The organism is Xylophilus sp. Leaf220 (assembly GCF_001421705.1).
Classification (GTDB): domain Bacteria; phylum Pseudomonadota; class Gammaproteobacteria; order Burkholderiales; family Burkholderiaceae_C; genus Xylophilus.
In genome coordinates, this window is sequence record NZ_LMKO01000001.1 from 167,494 (window position 1) to 192,157 (window position 24,664).

23 protein-coding genes are annotated in these 24,664 nt (G+C 69.2%); 15 read left to right on the plus strand and 8 right to left on the minus strand.

The window, feature by feature from the left end:
- Positions 1-374 precede the first annotated feature (374 nt).
- The 5 genes from nirB (at position 375) to cobA (ending at position 8,068) form a co-directional block, all read left to right on the plus strand.
- Entirely contained in the window at positions 375-2,846 is a 2,472-nt protein-coding gene (gene nirB / locus ASE76_RS00750; protein WP_055833258.1) for a nitrite reductase large subunit NirB, read from the plus strand.
- A gap of 37 nt (positions 2,847-2,883) precedes the next feature.
- Complete coding sequence (gene nirD / locus ASE76_RS00755; protein WP_055833260.1) at positions 2,884-3,315, plus strand: nitrite reductase small subunit NirD; 432 nt, start codon at positions 2,884-2,886, stop codon at positions 3,313-3,315.
- A 53-nt stretch (positions 3,316-3,368) separates the two neighbouring features.
- Positions 3,369-6,209 carry a nitrate reductase gene (locus ASE76_RS00760; RefSeq protein WP_055833261.1) on the plus strand — a complete coding sequence of 947 codons (2,841 nt, stop codon included), beginning with the start codon at positions 3,369-3,371 and terminating at the stop codon, positions 6,207-6,209.
- A 96-nt stretch (positions 6,210-6,305) separates the two neighbouring features.
- Complete coding sequence (gene ybiB, locus ASE76_RS00765) at positions 6,306-7,271, plus strand: DNA-binding protein YbiB (RefSeq protein WP_055833264.1); 966 nt, start codon at positions 6,306-6,308, stop codon at positions 7,269-7,271.
- The gene (gene cobA, locus ASE76_RS00770) at positions 7,268-8,068 is read left to right on the plus strand and encodes a uroporphyrinogen-III C-methyltransferase (protein ID WP_236698298.1); all 801 of its coding nucleotides are present in this window, start codon (positions 7,268-7,270) and stop codon (positions 8,066-8,068) included. The genes ybiB and cobA overlap by 4 nt, the downstream gene beginning before the upstream one ends.
- Before the next feature lie 42 nt (positions 8,069-8,110).
- On the opposite strand, the gene ASE76_RS00775 is transcribed toward cobA, so the two are convergent.
- The gene (locus ASE76_RS00775; protein WP_055833270.1) at positions 8,111-8,641 is read right to left on the minus strand and encodes a GAF domain-containing protein; all 531 of its coding nucleotides are present in this window, start codon (positions 8,639-8,641) and stop codon (positions 8,111-8,113) included.
- 99 nt (positions 8,642-8,740) lie between these two features.
- Here ASE76_RS00775 and ASE76_RS00780 point away from each other — a divergent pair, with 99 nt between their 5' ends.
- Positions 8,741-9,424 (plus strand): methyl-accepting chemotaxis protein, encoded by a 684-nt coding sequence (locus ASE76_RS00780; protein WP_055833273.1) that lies wholly within the window; start codon positions 8,741-8,743, stop codon positions 9,422-9,424.
- Positions 9,425-9,498: 74 nt separating this feature from the next.
- Here the strand turns inward: ASE76_RS00780 and ASE76_RS00785 are convergent, their stop codons facing one another.
- Positions 9,499-9,753 carry a hypothetical protein gene (locus tag ASE76_RS00785; RefSeq protein WP_055833275.1) on the minus strand — a complete coding sequence of 85 codons (255 nt, stop codon included), beginning with the start codon at positions 9,751-9,753 and terminating at the stop codon, positions 9,499-9,501.
- Between the two features lie 424 nt (positions 9,754-10,177).
- Here ASE76_RS00785 and ASE76_RS00790 point away from each other — a divergent pair, with 424 nt between their 5' ends.
- Positions 10,178-11,302 (plus strand): sterol desaturase family protein, encoded by a 1,125-nt coding sequence (locus ASE76_RS00790; RefSeq protein WP_055833277.1) that lies wholly within the window; start codon positions 10,178-10,180, stop codon positions 11,300-11,302.
- A gap of 141 nt (positions 11,303-11,443) precedes the next feature.
- The gene (locus ASE76_RS00795; protein ID WP_055833279.1) at positions 11,444-12,676 is read left to right on the plus strand and encodes an NAD(P)/FAD-dependent oxidoreductase; all 1,233 of its coding nucleotides are present in this window, start codon (positions 11,444-11,446) and stop codon (positions 12,674-12,676) included.
- A 194-nt stretch (positions 12,677-12,870) separates the two neighbouring features.
- Here the strand turns inward: ASE76_RS00795 and ASE76_RS00800 are convergent, their stop codons facing one another.
- Entirely contained in the window at positions 12,871-13,692 is an 822-nt protein-coding gene (locus tag ASE76_RS00800; RefSeq protein WP_055833282.1) for a MetQ/NlpA family ABC transporter substrate-binding protein, read from the minus strand.
- 146 nt (positions 13,693-13,838) lie between these two features.
- Positions 13,839-14,093 carry a hypothetical protein gene (locus tag ASE76_RS00805; RefSeq protein ID WP_055833285.1) on the minus strand — a complete coding sequence of 85 codons (255 nt, stop codon included), beginning with the start codon at positions 14,091-14,093 and terminating at the stop codon, positions 13,839-13,841.
- Positions 14,094-14,329: 236 nt separating this feature from the next.
- Between ASE76_RS00805 and rpsU the strand changes: the two genes are divergently transcribed.
- The 3 genes from rpsU to ASE76_RS20315 all read left to right on the plus strand — a co-directional run bounded on the left by rpsU (position 14,330) and on the right by ASE76_RS20315 (position 17,173).
- Positions 14,330-14,542, plus strand: coding sequence for a 30S ribosomal protein S21 (gene rpsU / locus ASE76_RS00810; protein WP_007833691.1), 213 nt, complete (start codon positions 14,330-14,332; stop codon positions 14,540-14,542).
- A gap of 136 nt (positions 14,543-14,678) precedes the next feature.
- On the plus strand, positions 14,679-15,140 hold the full coding sequence (locus ASE76_RS00815; protein ID WP_055833288.1) for a GatB/YqeY domain-containing protein: 462 nt from the start codon (positions 14,679-14,681) through the stop codon (positions 15,138-15,140).
- Between the two features lie 113 nt (positions 15,141-15,253).
- Positions 15,254-17,173, plus strand: coding sequence for a DUF6600 domain-containing protein (locus tag ASE76_RS20315; protein WP_156362473.1), 1,920 nt, complete (start codon positions 15,254-15,256; stop codon positions 17,171-17,173).
- A 42-nt stretch (positions 17,174-17,215) separates the two neighbouring features.
- Here ASE76_RS20315 and ppk2 read toward each other — a convergent pair whose 3' ends face one another.
- Positions 17,216-18,160 carry a polyphosphate kinase 2 gene (gene ppk2, locus ASE76_RS00825; protein WP_369793346.1) on the minus strand — a complete coding sequence of 315 codons (945 nt, stop codon included), beginning with the start codon at positions 18,158-18,160 and terminating at the stop codon, positions 17,216-17,218.
- A 77-nt stretch (positions 18,161-18,237) separates the two neighbouring features.
- A complete protein-coding gene (locus ASE76_RS00830) occupies positions 18,238-18,732 on the minus strand; it encodes an MgtC/SapB family protein (protein ID WP_055833298.1) in 495 nt (164 codons plus the stop codon).
- 178 nt (positions 18,733-18,910) lie between these two features.
- On the opposite strand from ASE76_RS00830, the gene ASE76_RS00835 reads away from it, so the two are divergent.
- Entirely contained in the window at positions 18,911-19,252 is a 342-nt protein-coding gene (locus tag ASE76_RS00835) for a hypothetical protein (RefSeq protein ID WP_055833301.1), read from the plus strand.
- 166 nt (positions 19,253-19,418) lie between these two features.
- Complete coding sequence (locus tag ASE76_RS00840; protein ID WP_168389197.1) at positions 19,419-20,687, plus strand: EAL domain-containing protein; 1,269 nt, start codon at positions 19,419-19,421, stop codon at positions 20,685-20,687.
- A 114-nt stretch (positions 20,688-20,801) separates the two neighbouring features.
- Here ASE76_RS00840 and icd read toward each other — a convergent pair whose 3' ends face one another.
- Positions 20,802-22,058 carry an NADP-dependent isocitrate dehydrogenase gene (gene icd, locus ASE76_RS00845; RefSeq protein WP_055833305.1) on the minus strand — a complete coding sequence of 419 codons (1,257 nt, stop codon included), beginning with the start codon at positions 22,056-22,058 and terminating at the stop codon, positions 20,802-20,804.
- A 202-nt stretch (positions 22,059-22,260) separates the two neighbouring features.
- Here icd and ASE76_RS00850 point away from each other — a divergent pair, with 202 nt between their 5' ends.
- A complete protein-coding gene (locus tag ASE76_RS00850; protein WP_055833309.1) occupies positions 22,261-22,518 on the plus strand; it encodes a hypothetical protein in 258 nt (85 codons plus the stop codon).
- 160 nt (positions 22,519-22,678) lie between these two features.
- The gene (locus tag ASE76_RS00855; protein WP_055833312.1) at positions 22,679-23,158 is read left to right on the plus strand and encodes a DUF192 domain-containing protein; all 480 of its coding nucleotides are present in this window, start codon (positions 22,679-22,681) and stop codon (positions 23,156-23,158) included.
- 18 nt (positions 23,159-23,176) lie between these two features.
- Here the strand turns inward: ASE76_RS00855 and xseA are convergent, their stop codons facing one another.
- A complete protein-coding gene (gene xseA, locus ASE76_RS00860; RefSeq protein ID WP_055833314.1) occupies positions 23,177-24,505 on the minus strand; it encodes an exodeoxyribonuclease VII large subunit in 1,329 nt (442 codons plus the stop codon).
- Positions 24,506-24,664: the final 159 nt, after the last annotated feature.

A 24,664-nucleotide genomic window follows, 5' to 3' on the forward strand; every position in this document is an offset into this window, starting at 1 on the left:
CGTGGCAGGCACCCGTCGGCTAGACCTTGTCGAAAAGCGGCAAGCCAGGGCGGACAGCTGGCCCGGCATAGCCAAGATGCTTTCGGTCGCATCGCCTCCGGACGGTGCATGTCGCAGCGCACCAATCTGAGGCGATCGCACCGGGACCCGTGCTGCACCCGCACGCTCACGTGGCACCGCCCGGCGTGGTTCTCCGATCGCAATGCCGAATTCGCTGGCACACCTCTTGCATCGATCCCTCCATAGGCTCTGCGCGGCAATGGCGTCGCGAAGGGCTCGAGGACAAAGGCGTCCGCATGTCGTACCAGCCCCCGCTGGCCACGGTCCATGCGGACGCCTTTTTCGTTTTCAGGATGGCCCCACGGAGGACCTGTATGGACATGCGCGTAAAGAAGCAGAAGCTGGTGTTGGTCGGCAACGGAATGGCCGGCGTGCGCACGCTCGAAGAGCTGCTGAAGATCGACCCCGACCTCTACGAGATCACCGTCTTCGGCGCCGAGCCGCACCCCAACTACAACCGCATCCTGCTCTCCCCGGTACTGGCGGGCGAGCAGACGGTCGAGGAGATCGTGCTCAACCCGTGGTCGTGGTACGAAGAGAACGGCATCACGGTGCACGCCGGCCGCAAGGTCACCGAGATCGACCGGGTCAGGCGCGTGGTGCGGGCCGACGACGGCACCGAGGCCCCGTACGACCGGCTGCTGCTCTGCACCGGCTCCAACCCGTTCATGCTGCCGGTGCCGGGCGCCCAGCTCGAGGGCGTGATCGCCTACCGCGACATCGCCGACACCAACACGATGATCGAGACCGCCAAGACGCACAAGCATGCGGTGGTGATCGGCGGCGGCCTGCTGGGCCTAGAGGCTGCCAACGGCCTGATGCTGCGCGGCATGATCGTGGTGGTGGTGCACAACAGCGGCTGGCTGATGGAGCGCCAGCTCGACGACGTGGCCGGCAGCATGCTGCGCAAGTCGCTCGAAGACCGCGGCCTGCAGTTCCGCCTGAACGCCCACACCCAGGAGCTGGTGGGCGACAGCGAAGACGGCAAGGGCGGCCGGGTGAAGGCGATCCGCTTCAAGGACGGCTCCGAAGACCCGGCCGACCTGGTGGTGATGGCCGTCGGCATCCGCCCCAACACCGCGCTGGCCGAGAAGAGCCGGCTGCACTGCAACCGCGGCATCGTCGTCACCGACACGCTGCAGACGGTGACCGATGCGCGCATCTACGCGGTCGGCGAATGCGCCGCCCACCGCGGCATCGCCTACGGCCTGGTGGCGCCGCTGTTCGAGCAGGCCAAGGTCGCCGCCAACCACCTGGCCGAGATGGGCATCGGCCGCTACCTCGGATCGCTCACCTCCACCAAGCTGAAGGTGACCGGCATCGACCTCTTCAGTGCCGGCGAATTCATGGGCGGCGAAGGCACCGAGGAGATCGTGATGAGCGACCCCTTCGGCGGCGTCTACAAGAAGCTGGTGATCAAGGACGACAAGCTGGTCGGCGCCTGCCTCTACGGCGACACGGTCGACGGCAGCTACTACTTCAAGCTGCTGCGCGAAGGCCGCAGCGTGAGCGACATCCGCGACCGCCTGATGTTCGGCGAATCCAACCTGGGCGACACCGGCCACCAGGGCCAGAACAAGGCCGCCGCGATGGCCGATACCGACGAGGTCTGCGGCTGCAACGGCGTGACCAAGGGCGCCGTCTGCAAGGCGATCAAGGAGAAGGGCCTGTTCACCCTGGAGGACGTGCGCAAGCACACCAAGGCCAGCGCGTCCTGCGGCTCCTGCACCGGCCTGGTCGAGCAGATCATCATGTTCACCGCGGGCGGCGACTACTCGTCCACGCCCAAGAAGAAGGCCCTCTGCGGCTGCACCGACCACAGCCACCAGGAAGTGCGCGACGCGATCCGCAAGGAGCACCTGACCAGCATGGCCGAGGTGCAGCGCACCCTCGGCTGGAAGACGCCCAACGGCTGCGCCACCTGCCGCCCGGCGCTCAACTACTACCTGATCAGCACCTTCCCGAAGGAGGCGAAGGACGATCCGCAGAGCCGCTTCATCAACGAACGCAGCCACGCCAACATCCAGAAGGACGGCACCTATTCGGTCATTCCCCGCATGTGGGGCGGCACCACCACCGCGGCCGACCTGCGCCGCATCGCCGACGTGGCCGACAAGTACGCGATCCCCACCGTCAAGGTCACCGGCGGCCAGCGCATCGACCTGCTGGGCGTCAAGAAGGAAGACCTGCAGGGCGTCTGGGCCGACCTGGGCATGCCGAGCGGCCTGGCCTATGCCAAGGCGCTGCGCACGGTCAAGACCTGCGTCGGCAGCGAATGGTGCCGCTTCGGCACGCAGGACAGCACGCAGCTCGGCAAGGACCTGGAGCGTGCGCTGTGGGCGATGTATGCGCCGCACAAGGTCAAGCTGGCCGTCTCGGGCTGCCCTCGCAACTGCGCCGAATCGGGCATCAAAGACGTCGGCATCATCGGCGTCGATTCGGGCTGGGAGATGTACGTCGGCGGCAACGGCGGCATCAAGACCGAGGTGGCCCACTTCTTCGTGAAGGTCAAGACCGCCGAGGAAGTGATGGAATTCGCCGGCGCCTTCCTTCAGCTCTACCGCGAAGAGGGCTGGTACCTGGAGCGCACGGTGCACTACATCGGCCGGGTGGGCCTGGACTACGTCAAGAAGAAGATCCTCGACGACGAGGCCAACCGCAAGGCGCTGTGGGAGCGGCTGCAGTTCTCGCTCGACGGCGCGCCCGACCCGTGGCTCGAATCGGCCAAGGCATCGGTCGACACCCGCCAGTTCACGCCGGTCATCCCGATCGCCGTGGCCGTCTGAACGCCGCACCGCACCGCACCGCACCACAAGGAACCCCATGAGCGAATGGAAACCCATCTGCCGCGTCGAGGACATCCCGGTCCTCGGCTCCCGCCGTGTCGCCCGCCCGGTGGGCGTCGACGTGGCCGTGTTCCGCAACGACCAGGACCAGGTCTTCGCACTGCTCGACCGCTGCCCGCACAAGGGCGGCCCGCTCAGCCAGGGCATCGTCTTCGGCACCAGCGTGGCCTGCCCGCTGCACAACTGGACCATCGGCATGGACGACGGCTGCGCCAAGGCGCCCGACGAGGGCTGCACCCCGCGCTTCGCCGTCCGCGTCGATGCCGGCGTGGTGCACCTGGATGCGGGCGAGCTGGCCACGCACGCCACCGACCTGCCGCGTCCCGTGGCCGGCCCGCGTGCGGTGGGCGCCCACGGCGCCAACGACACCGGCCATCCGCAGAACGACATGGCCGGCGCCGCTGCCTGAACGCCTTGCCCCGCCCCGCCGTCCGCCCCCTCCCACCACCAGCGAAACAGCCCATGCAGGAAACCAAGTCCACCTGCCCGTACTGCGGCGTCGGCTGTGGTGTGGTGATCGAATCGCACGACGGGCAGATCACCGGCGTGCGCGGCGACCCGGCGCATCCGGCCAACTTCGGCCGGCTCTGCACCAAGGGCTCGACCCTGGCCCGCACCGCCACCGCCCAGGTCACCCTGCAGACCCGCCTGCTGCAGCCGATGCTGCGCGCCGCGCGCGGCGCCGCGCCGCAGGCCCTGCCGTGGGACACCGCGCTGGACCTGGCCGCCGACAGGTTCGCCGACACGATCCGCACCCACGGGCCGGACGCGGTGGGCTTCTATCTCTCGGGCCAGTTGCTCACCGAGGACTACTACGTCTTCAACAAGCTGGCCAAGGGCCTGATCGGCACCAACAACGTCGACACCAACTCGCGCCTGTGCATGAGCAGCGCGGTGGCCGGCTACAAGCAGACCCTCGGCGCCGATGCGCCGCCGGTCTGCTACGACGACGTGAACCATGCCGACTGCCTGTTCATCACCGGCAGCAACACCGCCTGGGCGCACCCGATCCTCTACCGCCGGATCGAAGACGCGCGCGCCGCCAACCCGGCGATGAAGATCGTGGTGGTCGACCCGCGCCGCACCGACACCGCCGCCGCCGCCGACCTGCACCTGGCGATCCAGCCCGGCACCGACGTGATGCTCTACCACGGCATGCTGCACATCATGCTGTGGGAGGGCTGGACCGATGCGGCCTACATCGCGGCGCGCACCACCGGCTTCGATGCGCTCAAGGCCCTGGTGCGCGACTGCACGCCCGACAACGTGGCGTTCCTCTGCGGCATCAGGAAGGAAGACCTGTTCCAGGCCGCGCGCCTCTTCGCCACCTCGGCCGCGACGCTCAGCCTCTACTGCATGGGCCAGAACCAGTCGACCAGCGGCACCGCCAAGAACACCGCGCTGATCGGCCTGCACCTGGCCACCGCCCAGATCGGCCGCCCCGGCGCCGGGCCGTTCTCGCTCACCGGCCAGCCCAATGCGATGGGCGGGCGCGAGGTGGGCGGCCTGTCGAACCTGCTCTCGGCCCACCGCGACATGGCCAACCCGCAGCACCGCGCCGAAGTGGCCGCGCTGTGGGGCGTGGCCGACGTGCCCGCCACCCCGGGGCGGAGCGCGATCGACATGTTCCAGGCCGCGGCCGACGGCGAGATCCGCGCGCTGTGGATCTCCTGCACCAACCCGGCGCAGTCGATGCCAGACCAGGCGATGGTGCGCCGCGCGCTCGAGCGCTGCGATTTCGTCGTGGTGCAGGAGGCGTTCGCCACCACCGCCACCTGCGCCTTCGCCGACCTGCTGCTGCCCGCCACCACCTGGGGCGAAAAGGTGGGCACCGTGACCAACAGCGAGCGCCGCATCAGCCGGGTCCGCCCCGCCGTGCCCGCCCCCGGCGCCGCCCGCCACGACTGGGCCGCCGCCACCGATTTCGCACAGCGCCTGGCCGCACGGCTGCCGGCCCTGCCGCAGCACCTGTTCCCCTATTCGCTCGACCCGTTCGCCGCCGACGCGTCGGCCGAGGCGATCTGGAACGAGCACCGCGAAACCACCCGCGGCCGCGACCTCGACATCACCGGCCTCTCGTGGGCGATGCTCGATGCGCAGGGCCCGCAGCAGTGGCCGCTGCCCGAGGGCGGAGCGCCCAGGGCACGCCTCTACGAGGACGGCCGCTTCGCCACCCCCGACGGCCGCGCCCGCTTCGTCGCCGTGCCCTACCGGGCGGTGGCGGAGCCGCGCGACGCGCGCTACCCCTTCTCGCTCACCACCGGCCGGCTGCGCGACCAGTGGCACGGCATGAGCCGCACCGGCACGCTGGGCCGGCTGTTCGGCCACGTGGCCGAACCGGCGGTGCAGCTGCACCCGTCGGACATGGCGCGCCGCAAGCTCGCGGCGGGCGACCTGGTCCAGCTCACCTCGCGCCGCGGCTCCATCGTGGTGCCGGTGCAGCCGTCGGAAGACGTGGGCATGACCCAGGCCTTCATGGCGATGCACTGGGGCGAGGAATTCCTGTCGGGCCAGTCCTCCATCGGCCAGCGGCTGGCGGGCGTCAACGCGCTCACCCTGCCCGCCTACTGCCCCGATTCCAAGCAGCCCGAGCTGAAGCACACCGCGGTGAAGGTGCTGAAGGCCGAGCTGCCCTGGACGCTGCTCGGCATGGCCTGGCTGCCCGAGGGCGAGGCGCTCGCCGCCCGCGACGCGCTGCGCACGCTGATGGCGCAGTTCCCCTTCGCCACCTGCGTGCCGTTCTCCAACAACGCGCCGCTGGCCGCGCCCGAGCAGGAGCGCTTCGGCGTGCTGTTCCGAGCCGCGGCCTACGAGGCGCCGCCCGAAGCCCTGGTCGCGCAGGTCGAACAACTGCTGGGCCTGGGCACGCCGGACGCGCTGCGCTACGCCGACCGCCGCCGCGGCCAGCGCCGGGCGATACGCCTGCGCCGCGAGGGTGCCGATGCCTTCATCGACGGCTTCGTCCTGGCGGGCGACACCCGGGCCGAATCGTGGCTGCGCACCCTGCTGCAGGACGAGCTGCCGGCCCAGGCCTACGGCCGGCTGCTGCTGGTGCCGGGCGCCACCGCGCCGGTGGCGGTGGCGTCGCGCGGCCGGCAGGTCTGCACCTGCTTCAACGTCACCGAGCCGGCGATCGCGGGCTTCCTGGCCGGCTGCGCCGGCACCGAGGACGCGCGCCTCGCGACGCTGCAGGGCGCGCTCCGATGCGGCACCAACTGCGGATCGTGCATTCCCGAGCTGCGGCGCATCGTGCGGGCCACGCCGGCCGCCGCGGCGGAGCCGGCAATCACCGTGGGCGCATGACGACCCTGGCGTCATTCGGCATATAGCCGAAAGTGGGAACCGATCTTCGACAATCGGCGGTTCCCACCTTTCCCACGAACGAGACATACGAGCCGCATGGGCATCAGCCAGTACATCAAGGAAATCGGCCGCGGCGCCCGGGGCGCCAAGCCGCTCGACCGCGCCCAGGCGGCGGACCTCTTCGGCCAGGTGCTCGACGGCAGCGTGACCGACCTGGAGATCGGCGCCTTCTGCCTCGCGATGCGGATCAAGGGCGAGACGCCCGAGGAGATGGCCGGCTTCCTCGACGCCACCGCCGCCCGCACCGCCCGGGTGCCCGCTTCGCAGCGGCCGGTGGTCGTGCTGCCCAGCTACAACGGCGCACGCCGCCTGCCCGTGTTGACACCGCTGCTGGCGCTGCTCGTGGCCCGCGAAGGCCTGCCGGTGCTGGTGCACGGCGCGGCGACGGAATCGAGCCGGGTTCTGGCATCCGATGTACTCGAAGCCGTTGGTGTGCGACGACTTACAGCTATCGATTCCATAGCAGACGGCACGGTGGCCTTCGCGCCGACCGAACTGCTCTGCCCCGGCCTGAAACGCCTGCTGGACGTGCGCCGGGTGATCGGCCTGCGCAACCCGGCGCACAGCGTCGTCAAGCTGATGAACCCGTGCGACGGCCCGGCCGTGCTCGTGGCCAGCTACACCCACCTGCCGTACGCGGAATCGATGGGCGCGGTGTTCGAGCTGACAGGCGCCACCGCGATGCTGTCGCGCGGCATGGAGGGCGAGGTGGTCGCCGACCCGCGCCGCACCCCCGAGATGACCGGCTTCGTGCACGGCGCCCGGATGGAGCTGCAGGCCCAGCAGCCGGGCACCCTGCCCACGGTGCCTGGCCTGCCCGACGAGATCGACGTGCGGACCACCGCCGACTACACCCGCGCCGTGCTCGGCGGCGCGCTGCCGGTACCGGGTCCCATCGCCCGCCAGGTGGAATACATCTTGCGTATCGCGACCCAGGAGACAGCGACGCGCGAGGCCTTCGCCCCGGCCGCACGACAACCGAATCAGGAGCCCCGCCCATGACGATGCAAGACCCCCTCGCCCCCCTCCCCCACGGCAGCTGCACCCTGGTGGGCGCCGGCCCGGGCGACCCGGACCTGCTGACGGTCAAGGCGGTCAAGGCGATCCGTGCGGCCACCGTGCTGCTGGTCGACGACCTAGTGGCCGACGCGATCGTGGCGCTGGCCTCGCCCACCGCACGCGTCGTCTACGTCGGCAAGCGCGGCGGCTGCAAGAGCACGCCGCAGGCCTTCATCGAGAAGCTGATGCTGATGGCGGTGCGCGACGGCGAGCGGGTGGTGCGGCTGAAGGGCGGCGACCCGTTCATCTTCGGCCGCGGCGGCGAGGAGGTGGAGCATCTGCGGGCCGCCGGCGTGCAGGTGGAGGTGGTCAACGGCATCACCTCGGGCCTGGCCGCGATGACCGCGATCGGCGTGCCGCTGACCCACCGCGAGCATGCCCACGGCGTGGTCTTCGTCACCGGCCATGCCAAGCCCGGAGACTCCGGCACCGACTGGCGGGCGCTGGCCGCCACCGCGCATGCGGCCCGGCTCACGCTGGTGATCTACATGGGCGTGTCGGGCGCGGCCCGCATCCAGGACGAGCTGCTGTCGGGCCTGCCGGCCGGCACGCCGGTGGCCGTCATCCAGAACGCGACCCTGCCGACGCAGCGGCATGCGGTCACCACGCTCGGCGCGCTGCAGTCCACGATCGTGGCCGAAGGGCTGGGCAGCCCGTCGGTGATCGTGGTCGGCGATGTGCTGGTCGGACTGGCCGCGGCCCGGAACCAGCCGGCGCCGGGAGACCTGCGCGCCGCCTGAACACCCGCCCCGCGCCACTTCGCCCGAGCGGACGCGGCAGGATCAGCGGCGGTGGCCGCGGCTCACCGCCTGCGAGATGTGCTGCGCGGCCTTTTCCATCGCCTGCAGTTGCCGGTCTCCCAGCGACGCGTTCGCGGCGAAGCTGTAGGTGCACAGCGTGCCGTAGTTCCTGCGGCCGTCCAGCACGATCGGCGTGGTGATGAAAGCGCCGATCTTGGCCGGCGGCGGCGGCGCGTCGCGCAGCGCAGGCTCGGTGCGGGTGTCGGGCACCAGGCGCGGCAGCCGGCCTTCGACCACGTGGTGGCACCAGGTCTGCTCCAGCTCACGCACTTCGCCGGGCACGTGGGTCTGCTCGTGCGCCGGGTTCGCCACCTGCCGGATGACGTGCTTGTCGCCGTCGAACTCCGCGACGAAGACCACGTCCATGCCCAGCCGCTCGCGCAGCACCTGCAGCACCTGGGTGACCGACGCGTCGACCATCGCATCGGACTGTTCGGTGGTCGCCAGCAGCATCTCGCTGACGGTCACCTCGAGCTGGTCCATGTCTTCGGATTCGAATACGTTGCGCTTCATGTCGGAGGCCTCCGGACGGCGATGGTAACGCCGGCCAGTACGGGCGCCGTGGCCCGGCGCTTGCTAGACGGTACCCGTCACCGCTTCCAAGGAACCACCATGTCGGCACGGCCCCTCTCGACCTTCGCACCTGCGCCGCCGGCACCCGCCACCCCGCGCCAGGACGCCGGCATGTCCACCGTCAACCTGGCCGCACGGCAGCGGATGCTGTCGCAGCGCCTGCTGCTGCAGACGGTGCTGGCGGCGCAGGGCAGCGCGTCGCAACTGGCCGCGGCACGCGCCAGCCTCGCGCTGTTCGCCGACAGCCAGGCGCGGCTGGAGGGCACGCACCGGCAACTCGATGCCACCAGCGCCGCTGCCGTGCGCGACCTCTATGGCGGCACGGGCGGCGTCGGCCCGGCGGTGGCCGCCTTCGTGCGGCAGGCCGGCGAGGCACTGGACGCGATCGCCGCAAACAGCGCCCGCATGGCCGAGGCGGTGGCGGCATTGGCGGAGCGGGGCGATGCGACGCTCGATGCCCTCAACCGCGCCACCTCGACCTTCGACCGGATCGCCTCGGCGCAGGCCGAATCCACCACCCGCGAGCTGGGCGACATCGTCGGCTCGATCCAGCGGGTGGCGCGCGAAGCCAAGGTGGTCGCGTTCAACGCGCAGGTGATGGCGGCCCGCGCGGGCCAGCACGGCCGGGAGTTCGCAGTCGTGGCACAGGTGCTGTCGGGCATCACCCAGCAGGTGGACGGACTGTCGCTGCGCGCGGCCACGCTCATCGGCGCTCGGGCTTAGCGCAGGAGCAAGCGCCATCGTCTGCCGCGCGCGCCCTGTCGGCTTGCTAGAGTTCCGGCCCGCGTACGACCGGACTACAGCTTGCGCAGGAAGGCCTGCGTGCTACGGTGCGCACGCCGCTTCTCCACTGTGCGGCGCCCGGCACGGGTCAGCGACTCGACCCGCGCCGACATCGCCAGCACCGCACCGTCACGCCCGCACACCGGCTGCCGTATCTCGGCCACCACCAGTCCGGCCGCTACATATGCGCGGACCATGTCCACCTCCGCTCCGGCGATCTCCACCGGCAGCTGCATCTCGTCGAGCTTTTCCAGCAACGCGTAGGGCATGGTGCGTTCCTACGGAAAAACGACGGCGCCCGGGCGCCTGCCGCCACCGGTATCGGTGCGCACCGCACCCGAGGCGGCACGGCCGGCATCCTGCAAATAACGTCTGTCGCTGCGCATGGCAATCTTTGGAAAGGCTGTCGACGGTGTCGCAGCGAGGGGTCGAGTCGGGGTGGCACGGCGACGGTGCAATCCACCGAGATTCGCTGGGGTAAAAATAACTTGCTGCCATCCACACAGGACGCGCCTTGTAGGTAGCCGCTGACAGCCGATGGCGTGGGGGCCGACATCGGCACGCCGGGGCGATCCGCTGCGGGCACCGCGCCATCGGTGCCGGACACGCCCGTCAGCACGCCACGCCGGTAAGGCGCGTCGTTAGACTCGGGCCCCTCGCGCGGCACTACAGCGCACACCCGGAGCCTTCCCCATGCTCGACAAACTCAACGACTTCACCCAGAGCCACGGCGCACTGCCGCGCGGCCGCGGGCTGGTGACCGGCACCATCGCCCTCACCCTCGGCATCCTCAGCTTCCTGGGCGTGCTGGCCTTCCTGTTTCCGCAGTACCTGACCACGCCCGAACTGCGCAAGTCGTACAACGTCGACCTGATGCGCCAAATCCTTCTGGGCGCGCTGGTGGTGGGCGGCGGGCTGAGCCTGGTCAACATCCTGTTCAACCGTTCGCGCTGGCTCTCGGCCGCCGCCTTCCTGCTGGTCACCTCGGCCGCGCTGCTGGGCGGCCACAAGGTGCCGGTGCACGATTTCGCCGACGGCACGCCCTACATCGGGCTCGACTGGTTCGTGCTCGACCTGTTCGGATCGGCGCTCATCTTCATCTTCATCGAGAAGCTGTTCGCCCTGCGCAAGGACCAGCCGGTGTTCCGCGCCGAATGGCAGTGCGACCTGCACCACTTCATCGTCAACCACATGGTGGTCGGCTTCGTGCTGCTGGCGACCAACCTGATGGTGCACAAGTTCTTCGGCTGGGCCGCCAGCGACGGCATCCGCGGCTGGGTGCAGGGGCTCAACTTCTGGGTGGCGCTGTTCCTGATCGTGTTGGTGGCCGACCTGGTCCAGTACTGGACCCACCGCGCCTACCACGAGGTGCCGACGCTCTGGCGACTGCATGCGGTGCACCACAGCGTTAAGAGCATGGACTGGCTGGCCGGCTCCCGCCAGCACATCGGCGAATTGCTGATCACCCGCACGCTGGTGCTGGCGCCGATCTACGTGCTGGGTTTCTCGAAGGAAGTGATCGACGCCTACATCGTGATCGTCGGCTTCCAAGCGGTCTTCAACCATGCCAACGTGAGCGTGCGGCTGGGGCCGCTGCGCTACCTGATCGTGACCCCCAACTTCCACCATTGGCACCACAGCCAGGACGACGCCGCGCTCGACCGCAACTACGCGGCGCATTTCGCCTTCCTCGACTACCTGTTCGGCACCGCGGTGAAGAGCGACCAGCGCTGGCCGAAGGACTACGGCGTGAAGGGCGACTACGTGCCGGTCGGCTTCGTGCAGCAGTTCAAGTTTCCGTTCACCTGGAAGGGCTGAGCACTTTGGCGCGGCAGGCCTTGGCAGGGGCTGTCGCGGCCCGCGGGCTCCACTCCGCGATCTTTATCCCCGGCTGAGCCGCGTGCTATATCTTCGATAGCATGTAGTCGGCGAGCATCAATCCTCACAGGCACTTTTTCCTTGAAATCCTTCGACGCCATCGTCATCGGCGCCGGCGCGGCCGGCCTCTTCTGCGCGGGCGTGGCGGCGCAGCGCGGGCTGCGGGTGCTGCTGGTCGACCATGCGGAAAAACTGGCCGAGAAGATCCGCATCTCGGGCGGCGGCCGCTGCAACTTCACCAACCGCGAGCTCGACCCGGCCGCGCCGCAGAAACACTTCATCGGCCAGAACCCGCACTTCTGCCGCTCGGCGCTGGCGCGCTACACGCCGCAGGATTTCATTTCGCTGGTGCAGCGGCACGGCATCGGCTTCCACGAGAAGCACAAGGGCCAGCTCTTCTGCGACCGCTCGGCCGAGGACATCATCGGCATGCTGCTGGCCGAATGCGGCGGCGGGGCCAGCGGCGGCGGCGTGGAACGCTGGCAGCCGTGCAAGGTCGAATCGGTGCGCTTCTCGCAGACCGAGGGCTATGCCATCGAAACCAGCCGCGGCCCTGCCCGCGCGCCGCAATTGGTGATCGCCACCGGCGGGCTGTCGATCCCGAAGATCGGCGCCACCGACTTCGGCTACCGCATCGCCCAGCAGTTCGGACTGCGCACCGTGGCGCAGCGGCCCGGTCTGGTGCCGCTCACCTTCGACGGCGACGGCTGGGCGCCCTACGCGGCGCTGGCCGGCCTGGCACTGCCGGTGGAGGTGGCGACCGGCCAGAAGAAGGCGCGCGCCGCCTTCCTGGAAGACCTGCTCTTCACCCACCGGGGCCTCTCGGGGCCGGCGATCCTGCAGATCTCCAGCTACTGGCAGGAGGGGGTGCCGCTGGCGCTCGATTTCGCACCGGGCACCGACGTGCCGGCGCGGCTGTCGCAGGCCAAGGCGGTGTCGAAGAAGCGGGTGGCCAACGAGTTGGGGCTGATGGTGCCCTCGCGCCTGGCGGATGCGTGGACGGCGGGCGACGCAGCCCTGCAGCGCCCGGTCAACGAGGTGCCCGACAAATCGCTTGCGGCGCTGGCCGCCCGCATCGCGCAGTGGAGCATCGTACCCACCGGCACCGAGGGCTACCGCAAGGCCGAGGTGACGCTGGGCGGGGTCGACACGCGCGACCTGTCCTCGCAGACGATGGAGGCCCAGAAGCAGCCGGGGCTGTTCTTCCTGGGCGAGGTGGTGGACGTGACCGGCTGGCTGGGCGGCTACAACTTCCAGTGGGCCTGGGCGAGCGGCCACGCCTGCGGTCAGGCGCTGCAGCCTGCTCCCGTCTGACGCTACATTTTCGATAGCTGATGGCCGGAACCACACGCCGGCTACAGGCACTTTTCATCTGCAAAACGCCCGCAACCGCAACCGCCGCCGCCATTTTCCAGGGACACCGCGGATCCGGCTCCGCCGGGCCGCAAGGTGTCGCCCCCTGCAAGGGGGTAGGCGAAGACACGCAGTGCGGAGCCTGGGGGTGTGCTCTAGAACGCCGGGATCAGCGAGCCCTTGAACTTGGTCTCGATGAACTCGCGCACCTCGGCCGACTGGTAGGCGGCCACCAGCTTCTTCACCCACGGCTTGTCCTTGTCGGCACGGCGGGTGGCGATGATGTTGGCGTAGGGGCCGCGGGGCGACTCCTTGAGCACCGCGTCGCGCTCGAAGCTCAGGCCCGCCTGCCCGGCGTAGTCGTTGTTGATCGCGGCGATCGCCACGTCGTCGAGCGAGCGCGGCAGTTGCGCCGCATCGAGCGCGACCAGCTTGAGCTTCTTCGGGTTGGCGACCACGTCGAGCGGCGTGGCGTTGTTGCGCGCCACCGCCTCGGGCTTGAGGGTGACCAGGCCAGCCGACTGCAGCAGCAGCAAGGCGCGGTTGCCGTTGGACGGATCGTTCTGAATCGCGACGGTGACGCCGTCCTGCAGTTCGGACGCCGACTTGACCTTCTTCGAGTAGAAGCCCAGCGGCGCGGTGATCGTCAGGCCGACCGGCACGATGTCGAAGCCGCGGGTGCGGTTCTGGTTGTCGAGGAAGGGCTGGTGCTGGAAGGCGTTGGCGTCCAGGTCGTTCGAGGCGAGCGCGGCATTGGGCAGCTGGTAGTCGTTGAAGGCCACGACCTGGATCGTGAGGCCGTCGCGCGCGGCGACCTTCTTCACCACCTCGAAGATCTGGTCGCCGCTGCCGACCGAGACGCCCACCTTGATGGTCGTCTTGTCCTGCGCATGGGCCCATCCGGCGCCGAGCGAAGCGAGTGCGAGTGCGGCGACGGCGGCACGGCGGCCGAGGGAGAGTTTCGAACGGAATGGCATGGAGCGGTAGACCTGGAAATCGATGGAGGCGCGACTGTGCCGGGAGCCGCACCCCGGGGCAACGACATTTCGCGCATGTGCATATGCGGTGCGCGGCGCAGCGCTAACGGCACCGCCCTCCGCCGGCGCAGGCGGCACGCTTTGGCCTAGTCCTCGGCAGGGGCCTGTCGGGCGCTGTCGTTCTTCTTCACGCCGCGGATGTTCATCGCGCCCAGGCAGAACTGCAGCACCACCAGCGCCCACGACGTGCTGTAGATGCCCCAGACGATCCACAGCAGATTGCTGGCCAGGAAGACCCAGAAGCCCGCCTCCCGCCGCGACTGCGCATCCGACGCCACCATCCACGCCGCGCAGACCGATACGGCCATCGCGGGCCATTGAAGCCAATCGAGATAATCCATCGGCCGATTCTGTGGGGGTAGAAGGTTCGCAATGGAACGTTACAGCGGCTGCTTGCCGCACTGCCCGACGAATGTATGGACGAACGCCGTCGGCGCCGGGCTATAATGCTCGGCTTTGCTGGCAAACCCCCGGCGGCCTGATCACCTCAAGCCGGGGAACAATCGCAGCACGCCGGTCATGGGCCCGATCTCCCGTGATTCCAAGCGGCTGCACATATCTCGGAAAACATTACGTAATGACGACCATCCGTGTTAAAGAAAACGAGCCCTTCGACGTAGCTCTTCGCCGCTTCAAGCGCACCATCGAAAAGCTCGGCCTGCTGACCGACCTGCGCGCCCGCGAGTTCTACGAAAAGCCGACGGCCGAGCGCAAGCGCAAGAAGGCTGCCGCCGTCAAGCGCCACTACAAGCGCGTGCGCAGCATGCAGCTGCCCAAGAAGCTGTACTGATCCCTGCCGGAAGCCCACGGGCTTTCCGACAGCAACCCGCGCTCGGGACGCCAGGCGCGGGTTTTTTCGTTTGCGGCCGCTGCATCGCATGCGGCTGTGCGGCCCCACCCTCCACTTGCCAACACCAGGAAACACCATGGCCCTCAAGGAACAGATCACCGACGACATGAAGACCGCGATGCGCGCCAAGGACAGCGAGCGTCTCGGCACGATCCGCCTGCTGATGGCCGCGATGAAGCAGAAGGAAGTGGACGAGCGGGTGGAACTGGACGACGCGGCCATCGTCGCCATCGTCGACAAGCTGATCAAGCAGCGTAAGGACTCGGTCGCCGCCTTCGAGCAGGCCGGCCGCACCGACCTGGCCGACAAGGAAACCGCCGAGCTGACCGTGCTGCAGGTCTACCTGCCCGCACGGCTGTCGATGGAAGAGGTGACGGCCGAAGTACGTGCCGTGGTCGCCGCGATCACTGCGGAACTGGGCCGCGCCCCGGCCGCCGGCGACATGGGCAAGGTCATGGGTGCCGCCAAGGCCCGCCTGACCGGCAAGGCCGACATGGCCCAGGTCTCCGCCGCGGTGAAGGCCGCCCTGGCCGGCTGAACCGGCCTAGCAATGCAGCGCCGCCGTTACCGGCGCTTGCACAAAGGCGGCCCGGCGGGGCCGTCGCAGGACGGACGGTGTTAACTTCCGGCCGATAAAGGCGTTCTCATAGCATGGCTGTCTCCGCACTTTCTTCGCGCCTGCGCCGCTGGTGCACACCGTTCCTGGCGATGCTGCTGGCCGCCTCCGCACTGCAGGCGACGGCCCAGGCCGATCCGCCCGAGCGCATCGCCCGCTTCGACCTGATCGAGGGCAGCGCCCAGCACCAGACCGGCATCGACAACCAGACCCGCCCCGCCGACACCGGCTGGCCGCTGATCGCAGGCGACCGTGTCTGGACCGACACCGGATCGCGCGCCGAGATCGATGCCGGCGGCATGCTGCTCCGGCTTGACGGCGCCTCGGTGATGGAATTCACCGCCCTCGATCCCCAGACCACCCAGCTCAAGCTCACCCAGGGCACCCTCGGCGTCCAGCTGCGTGCGGCCGAGCCGGGCCAGCGCTACGAGATCGATACGCCCAACCTGGCCTTCGTGCTCACCCGCCCTGGCCGCTACCGGATCGACGTCGACCCGGGCCAGGGCCTCACCCGGGTGTCGGCGGTGGAGCCGGGCGCCGCGGGCGTCGTGTACGGCGAAAAAGGCGAATCGCTTCCGCTCACCGGGCCGCAGCGGCGCGATTTCGTCGGCCGCAACCTCAGCTCGCCGGGCCTGCTCGCCACCGTAGTGGCGGGCGACGATTTCGACCGCTGGTTCGAGCAGCGGGCACGGCTGGATGCGGCCTCGGTCAGCGCCCGCTACGTTTCGCGCGAAATGCCCGGCTACCGCATGCTCGACGGCCAGGGCGACTGGCACAACGACGGTACCTACGGCACGGTGTGGTACCCCACCGGCGTGGCGGCCGACTGGGCGCCCTACCGCTACGGCCGCTGGGAATGGGTGCAGCCCTGGGGTTGGACCTGGATGGACGACGCGCCCTGGGGATTCGCCCCGTTCCACTACGGTCGCTGGACGCAGATCAGCAGCCGCTGGGCGTGGGTACCCGGGCCGGCGCACATCCGGCCGATCTACGCACCCGCCCTGGTCGGATTCGTCGGCAGCCAGATCGAGACCGGCACCATACTGCTCGGCAACGGCCGGCCGGGCGTGGCGTGGTTTCCGCTGGCGCCCGGCGAGGCCTGGCGCCCTGGCTACCGAGCCAGCACCCGCTACCTGGGCAACATCAACCGCGGCTGGGACGTGCGCGGCAATGCCGACGCCGCGGCGTACCGCTTCCTCAACCGCCCGGGTGCGGTATCGGGCATCGGCGCCGACGATTTCGGCCGCCGCCGGGGCGAGCGCCGGCGGATGGAGGCGGTCACGGCCGAGGAACTGGCCCGCGCCCGCACGGTGCAGCCGCCGATCTTCCGGCCCGGCGCCGGCTACGGCGGCCCGGGCCAGGCCGGCATCGCCCCGCAGGTACCGCGCGGCGTCTACGGCACGTCGGGCGTCGGTAGCCAGCCGTTCACCGCCGGGCCGCCCGGTGGCGCGCTGGCCGACCAGATGCGCCAGCACCAGCTGGCCCAGGAGCAGCGCCAGCGGGAGCTGCAGCAGTACCGCGACAACCAGCAGGTCGAGCAGATGCGCCAGGCGCAGGAACGGTTCCAACCCGGCTTTTCCCAGCGGCAGGCAGAGGACCAGCGCCGCGCCCAGCAGGTCTACCAGGAGCAGGTCCGCATCCAGCAGCTCAACCACGAGCGCCGCGACCAGTTCCGCATGGAGCAGAACCAGCGGGAACAGGCGGTGCAGCGGATGGAACAACAACAGCAGCAGCAGCAGCGGTTCCAGATGCAGCAACAACAGCAACAACAGCAACAGCAACAACAGCAGGAACGCCAGGGACAGATGCAACTGCAGCAGCAGATCCGCCAGCACCAGGACCAGCAGCGCCAGCAGATGCAGCAGCAGCGGGAGTCGATGCAGCAGCAGATGCAGCCCAACCGCGGCATGGGCGGCGCACCGCACCAGCGCTTCGAGGTGCGGCCCGGCGGCTAGAGGTCGGCGGCGGCCGCCGCGCCTGCGGTCAACCGGTTCCGGTCAGTAGATTTCGGGCACCACCATGTGCGACGGCACCGGCTGGCGCAGGTAGTCGGGGTTGCGCACCCGCTCCGGCAGCACCACCGGCGCATGCGGCACGTCCTGGTAGGGCAGTTGGTGCAGCAGGTGGCTGATGCAGTTCAGCCGGGCCTTCTTCTTGTCGTCGGCCTGCACCACCCACCAGGGCGCTTCGGGGATGTGGGTGCGCTCCAGCATCGTTTCCTTGGCCTTGGTGTACTCCTCCCAGCGCCGGCGGCTCTCCAGGTCCATCGGGCTCAGCTTCCACTGCTTGAGCGGGTCGTGGATACGGCCGAGGAAGCGCAGGTGCTGCTCCTCGTCGGAGATCGAGAACCAGTACTTGATCAGCTTGATGCCCGAGCGCACCAGCATCCGCTCGAAGTCGGGCACGGTGCGGAAGAACTCCTCGTATTCCTCGTCGGAGCAGAAGCCCATGACCCGCTCGACGCCGGCGCGGTTGTACCAGCTGCGGTCGAACAGCACCATTTCGCCCGCAGCCGGCAGGTGCGCCACGTAGCGCTGGAAGTACCACTGGGTCCGCTCGCGGTCGTTGGGTGCGGGCAGCGCCGCCACCCGGGCCACGCGCGGGTTGAGCCGCTGGGTGATGCGCTTGATCACCCCGCCCTTGCCCGCCGCATCGCGGCCTTCGAAGAGGATCACCACCTTCTGCTTGCTCTGCTGCACCCAGTCCTGCAGCTCGACCAGTTCGCCCTGCAGGCGGAACAGCTCGCGGAAGTACGCGCGGCGGGCGTCCGGGTCCTTGGCGCTGCGCTCGCCGCCTTCGGCGAAATCGCGGTCTTCCATCTCCAGCTCGAATTCCTCGTCGTAGCTGTCGACCAGATCCTGCGCCATGCGGTGCACGAGGTCCTGCTGGGGTTCGGGGAGCGAAGAGAAGGTCATGGTGGATCGGCGGCTGAAATCCGCCATCTTCCGCACGGCCCGTGACGGGGCGGTGACACGAAGTGAACGAGCCGGTCGCCGAAGGTGCGCCGGCCCTCGGCAGCTCATTCCCGCAGCTTGTTCCCCAGCCGGCCGAAAGCCGATTCCAACGACAGCACCAGGATCGCCAGCACGGTGCTCAGCACAGCCGTGACTTCCTGCCCCAGGCCGGCCGACAAGCCGATCGCCGCGGTGAGCCATATGCCGGCAGCGGTGGTCAGCCCCTTGACCTGGTCGCCGCCGCGGCTCTTCAGGATGGCGCCCGCGCCCAGGAATCCCACGCCGGCGACGATGCCCTGCACAACCCGGCTCACGTCCGTCTCCAGAACGCCCGCCTGCTGGGTGACCAGCACGAACAGCGCCGCGCCCATCGACACCAGCATATGGGTGCGGATGCCCGCCGACTTGCCGCTGCGCTCCCGCTCCAGCCCCAGCAGGCCGCCGAGGAGCGCGGCCATGCCCAGCCGCAGCACGAGCCGCGTGATCCGCTCCGGATCGCCGATATCGGCGAACTCCTGCTCGACGACCCGACCCACCGTTTCCCACCAACCTGCCGCCATGGACATCCCTTCATCGACCGAGCCCCGGCGCGGGGCAACAGGCCATTGTGCGATGGCCGGGCGGACGAACACCCCTTCGACCCCTGATGCCGCTTGACGGAAACCGGCCACAAGACTTCAAAATACCCGGATCAAAACTGGAGAGTCTATGTGCCGCACAACCGCATTCACCTGCTCGATGGTCCTGGCATTGGTGGCGACACCGGTGCAGGCGCGCCTGGCCGTCGGTTACGCAGGTACCCCGTGCACCCACTGGAACGACATCCGCAGCAGCAGCGCGGTCGTGGACGTGGTGCGGGAAGATGGCATGGTGCAGTGGGTGTCGGGGTACCTGACCGCCGTCAACGCGATCCGCATCGCCGCCCGCCAGCGCCCGTACCCGCTGCCGAGCTACAGCGCCCTGAAGGAACTGGTGCATGCCCGCTGCCATGCCACGCCGGCCCGTACCTTCCAGCAGGTCGCCGACCTGCTGCACCTGGATTTGCGGGGCGCGGAGCCGCAAACGGGTAGCGGAGAGTAGCCCGCCGCAGAAACACCCGGCATGTGCGCGCGCCGGCGACCTGTGCGCAATACGGCCTGCGACGGCTGTCGCATCGGCGAAAGCGGCCTTGTGTTCGTGTCCCCGGAAGCGTAAAACACCCCAGACTATTTTTATGGGGGTAAATATGACGATCGTTGGCGTTCCGATGCGGCTTTCCACCGCGATCGCGTCAGTATTCCAGGACGTGGAGGGCCGCAGCTACATCGACAAGGTCTTGCGCGCCGCCCGCACGCACCTCGACATGGACGTGGCCTTCGTGGCCGAATTCCAGGGCGAAAAGCGGGTGCTGCGCCATCTGGATGCACGCCACCCCGTGCCGTTCTACCCTGGGCAGGTCATCCCGCAGGACAGCCGCTACGTGCAGGGCGTGATCACCGGCCATCTGTCGACCCTGGTGCCGAATGCGCGTGGCCAAGCGTCCCATCCGTCGGTACCCGACGCTGGCCCGCCGCTGGGCGCCCACATCAGCGTGCCGATCTGGCTGGCCGACGGCACGCTCTACGGCACCCTGTGCTGCCTGCGGTACCAGGCCGATCCGACCCTGGGAGAGCGCGATACCGGCATGCTCAAGACCTTGTCGGAGCTGGTGGCCCACCGGCTGGACCAGGAGCGGACGGCCTGGCAGCGCATGCAGGACAAGGCCGCGCGCATCGACGCGGCCATCATGGACAAGCAGCCGAGGATCGTCTACCAGCCCATCTATGACGTCGAGACGGGCACCGTCGCCGGTGTGGAGTGCCTCTCGCGTTTCTACAAGGGGCAGCGGGCCACGCCGGCGGAATGGTTCAAGGAGGCAGTCGAGGCAGGGCTGGGCACGTCGCTGGAGCAGTGGGCGATGGAGAAGGCCCTGGCGAGCATGGCGCAGATGCCAGCGCACGTCTTCTTCGCGATCAACGGCTCGCGCGAATTCATCTCGAGCGGTCTTCTGGAACCGACGCTCGAGGGCCACGACCTGACCCGCGTCGTGCTGGAGGTGACCGAGCGCGCGGCCGTCGCCGACGACAACACCGTCATGGCCCACCTGCAGCCGCTGCGGCAGCGGGGCCTGCGCATCGCCCTCGACAACGCCGGCGCGGGGCATGCCAGCATGCGGGACATCCTCCATTTGCGGCCGGACCAGATCAAGCTCGACATCTCGCTGGTGCACGACATCGACCAGGACGCGAACCACCGGGCCCTGGCCGCGGCCCTGAGCACCTTCGCCCACGACATCGGCAGCGACGTGGTGGCCGAAGGCATCGAGACGCTGGCCGAGTTGCGGGTGCTGCAAGGGATGGGCGTCGACCGGGTTCAAGGTTATCTGCTGAGCCACCCGGTGCCGCTGGACGATGCGGTGGGCTTGGCGCACGCGCCGCGGCGCGACTTCGATCACCGCCTGGGCGCCGAACCGGTGGCCGAGCGTCGGGCACGTTGAGCGCGGTGCGTCGGCCGGTACAGCCGCACGCATCGGCACCATGCGAAAAGCCCTTTCCTGCAGGGCAGGGAAGGGCTTTTTCGGACACGGCCCGGAGGCCGGAGGTGCGTGAACCTACATCTGGTCGATCATGACCTGGCCGAAGCCCGAGCAACTCACCTGCGTCGCACCTTCCATCAGGCGCGCGAAGTCGTAGGTGACCTTCTTGCTGGCGATCGCCTTCTCCATCGATTCGATGATCAGGTCGGCCGCCTCGGTCCAGCCCATGTGGCGCAGCATCATCTCGGCCGACAGGATCTCGGAGCCGGGGTTGACGTAGTCCTTGCCGGCGTACTTCGGCGCGGTGCCGTGGGTGGCTTCGAACATCGCCACCGTGTCGCTCATGTTGCCGCCCGGCGCGATGCCGATGCCGCCGACCTGGGCCGCCAGCGCGTCCGAGATGTAGTCGCCGTTGAGGTTGAGGGTGGCGATCACGCTGTACTCGGCCGGACGCAGCAGGATCTGCTGCAGGAACGCGTCGGCGATCGAATCCTTGACGGTGATGTCCCTGCCGGTCTTCGGGTTCTTGAACTTCATCCACGGGCCGCCGTCGATCGGCTCGGCGCCGAACTCCCTCTGCGCCAGGGCATAGGCCCAGTCGCGGAAGCCGCCTTCGGTGAACTTCATGATGTTGCCCTTGTGGACCACCGTCATGCTGGGCTTGTCGTTGTCGATGCAGTACTGGAGCGCCTTGCGCACCAGGCGCTCGGTGCCCTCGATCGACACCGGCTTGATGCCGAGTGCGGACGTTTCGGGGAAACGGATCTTGTCGACGCCCAGCTCGTCCTTCAGCAGGCGGATCAGCTTCTTCGCCTTCTCGCTGCCGGCCTCGAACTCGATGCCGGCGTAGATGTCCTCCGAGTTCTCCCGGAAGATCACCATGTCGGTCTTCTCCGGCTCGCGCACCGGGCTCGGCACGCCCTTGAAGTAGCGGATCGGCCGCAGGCAGACGTAGAGGTCGAGTTGCTGGCGCAGGGCCACGTTCAACGACCGGATGCCGCCGCCCACCGGCGTGGTGAGCGGTCCCTTGATCGACACGACGTAGTCGCGCACCACCTCCAGCGTCTCCTCGGGCAGCCAGACGTCGGGCCCGTAGACACGCGTCGCCTTCTCGCCGGCGTAGACCTGCATCCAGTGGATCTTGCGGGCGCCGCCGTAGGCCTTGGCCACCGCCGCATCGACCACCTTGAGCATCACCGGGGTGATGTCCTGGCCGGTTCCGTCGCCTTCGATGTACGGAATGACCGGCTCGTCGGGCACGCAGAGGGTCCTGTCGGCATTGACGGTGATCTTCTGGCCTCGGGCGGGCACCTGGATGTGCTGGTACGGCATGGGAAACCTCGGGGGAGAGCGGGAGAAAAGGTGCGCCCGGCGGCCGGTGACGGCCGGGACAAAGCCGTCGATTCTATGTCCGATAAATAGGCATACTCGCGGTCAACGCCGGTGCAGAAGACCGCGTTGAAAACCCGCCTTCCGGCGTTCCGGAAGGCATGCCCCCCACCCTTTTAAAGTTCCCGATCCAGGATACCGTCACATGAACAAGCTCCTCGCCACCCTGATCGCCGGTTTCTTCGCGATGGGCGCTTTCGCCCAGCAGGCACCGCAAGGCAACTCCAGCACCTCGGCCTACTCTCCTGCCCAGTCGCAGGCGGCCGGCGAGGCACGCAAGCAGGCCCGCATGTCCAAGCACAAGGCAGCCAAGAAGCACAAGCACCCCAAGGGCCCGCACGCTGCCGGCCACAAGCCGCGGCACCCGAAGCACGCGGTCGCGGCACACGCCCACAAGGGCTGATCGACAACCGCGGCATCCATCCGCCGCGGCGAGACCCGATCGACAGAAGCGGCCCGTGCGGCCGCTTTTTCGTGTCCGCCGCCTCCGTGCCGGCGCCGCACGCCGCGGCGCGCTCTGCGCGAGAATCGACATCCCTTCCGCACCGCTCGAAGAACCGCTCATGAAGAATGCACCGTCCCGCCGTATCCTCTGGGCACTGCTGTGCTCCGCCCTGCTGGCCGCCCCCGGCGCGCAGGCGCAGGACAGCCCGAACGGCGTGCCGCAGACCGATCTTCCGCGCGTTCCGCTGATGGCGGGCATGTACCGGATCGATGCCCAGGTGGCCGCAAAACCCGACGAGCGCCAGACGGGCCTGATGTACCGCCGCGAGATGCCGCAGCACGAAGGCATGCTCTTCGTGTTCGAACAGCCCGCGACGCAGTGCTTCTGGATGAAGAACACGCTGCTGCCGCTGACGGCGGCCTTCGTGGCGGACGACGGCACCATCGTCAACCTGGCCGACATGCAGCCGCTCAAGACCGATTCGCACTGCTCGACCAAACCGGTGCGCTACGTGCTGGAAATGAACCAGGGCTGGTTCGACCACAAGAAGCTCAAGGCCGGCTTCAGGCTGACCGGCGCGCCCTTCCAGGCCCGCTGACCACCGGTTTCGGCAGGCCTAGTCCGCGTCTGCAGCGCCCGCGACGGTTTGCGCGCTCACGCCGGTGACCTGCAGAGCCACGCTGCCGTCGGCCAGCGTCGCCTTGAGCGCCTGCCCCGCTGCGACTTGCCGCACGCTCTGCACGACGCCGCCCTGCGCATCCTCGATCCATGAGTAGCCGCGTTGCAGCACCAGCGCCGGGTCCAGCAGTTCGAGCCGCAACTGCGCGCGGTCGAGTAGCGCCGCATGCCGGGCCAGCGACGACGACACGGCGGGTGCGAGCGACTGCGCCAGCCGCTGCTGCGCATGCGCCGCCCGCTGCAGCGCGGCGCGGGCACCGAAGTGCAGCGTGTGCATATGCCGATCGAGCTGCAGCCGCTGCTCGGCCAGACGTGACGACGGCCTGCCCACCCGGGCCGCCAGCGTGTCGATGCGCTGGCCCTGCCGGTCCAGCGTCCGCAATACAGCACTCTTCAGCGCATCGGACATCTGGTCCAGCCCGCCCAGCAACGCATCCCGGGCAGGCGCCGACAACTCCGCCGCCGCGGTAGGGGTCGGCGCGCGCAGGTCGGCGACGAAGTCAGTCAGGGTGAAATCGGTCTCGTGTCCCACGCCGGTCACCACCGGCACCGGGCTGGCGGCCAGGGTGCGCACCAGCAGTTCGTCGTTGAACGCCCACAGGTCTTCCATCGAGCCGCCGCCGCGCACCAGCAGGATCACGTCGACCGGCTGCGTGTCCTGCGGCCGGCGCGTGTGGGCATACAAAGCCTCCAGGGCCCGCACCAGTTCGGCCGGCGCGCCGGCGCCCTGCACCGCGGCGGGGGCCAGCAACACCGGCAGGTGCGGCGCACGGCGGCGCAGGGCCGTCACCACGTCGTGCAGGGCGGCAGCCCCCAGGGACGTCACGATGCCGATGCCGCGCGGCATCGGCGGCAAGGCCCGCTTGCGGGCCGGGTCGAACAGGCCCTCCGCCTCCAGCCGGGCCTTGCGCAGCAGGAACTGCTCGAACAGGCCGCCCTGCCCCACCCGCGACATCGACTCGGCGACCAGTTGCAGGTCGCCCCGGGCCTCGTAGACGCCGAGCCGCCCCCGCACGTCCACCAGTTCGCCGTCGCGCGGGAGGAAGTCGAGCAGCCCGGCCGCGCGGCGGAACATCGCGCAGCGGACCTGGCCCTGCGCGTCCTTCAGGGAGAAGTAGCAGTGCCCGCTGGAGGCCCGGGAGAACCCGGCGATCTCGCCGCGCACCGCGACGGGGTTGAAGCGGGCGTCGAGCGCGTCGCCGACCGCCCGGCACAGCGCACCCACCGGCCAGACGCGTGCACCTGCCGGCTGGCCGGGTTCAAGCATGGAACGCCCGGCCGAGCGGCCTGGAAGAGATCGGAGGAGGTGCTGTTTTTTTCATCGAACTGTCGCATTCCAATGCCGGCGCGGGCTGGAGCCGCAAACCGCCGGCTTGCGCACAAACTTATCCACACGATCTGTGGGCGACCGGCTGGCGGACCGGCA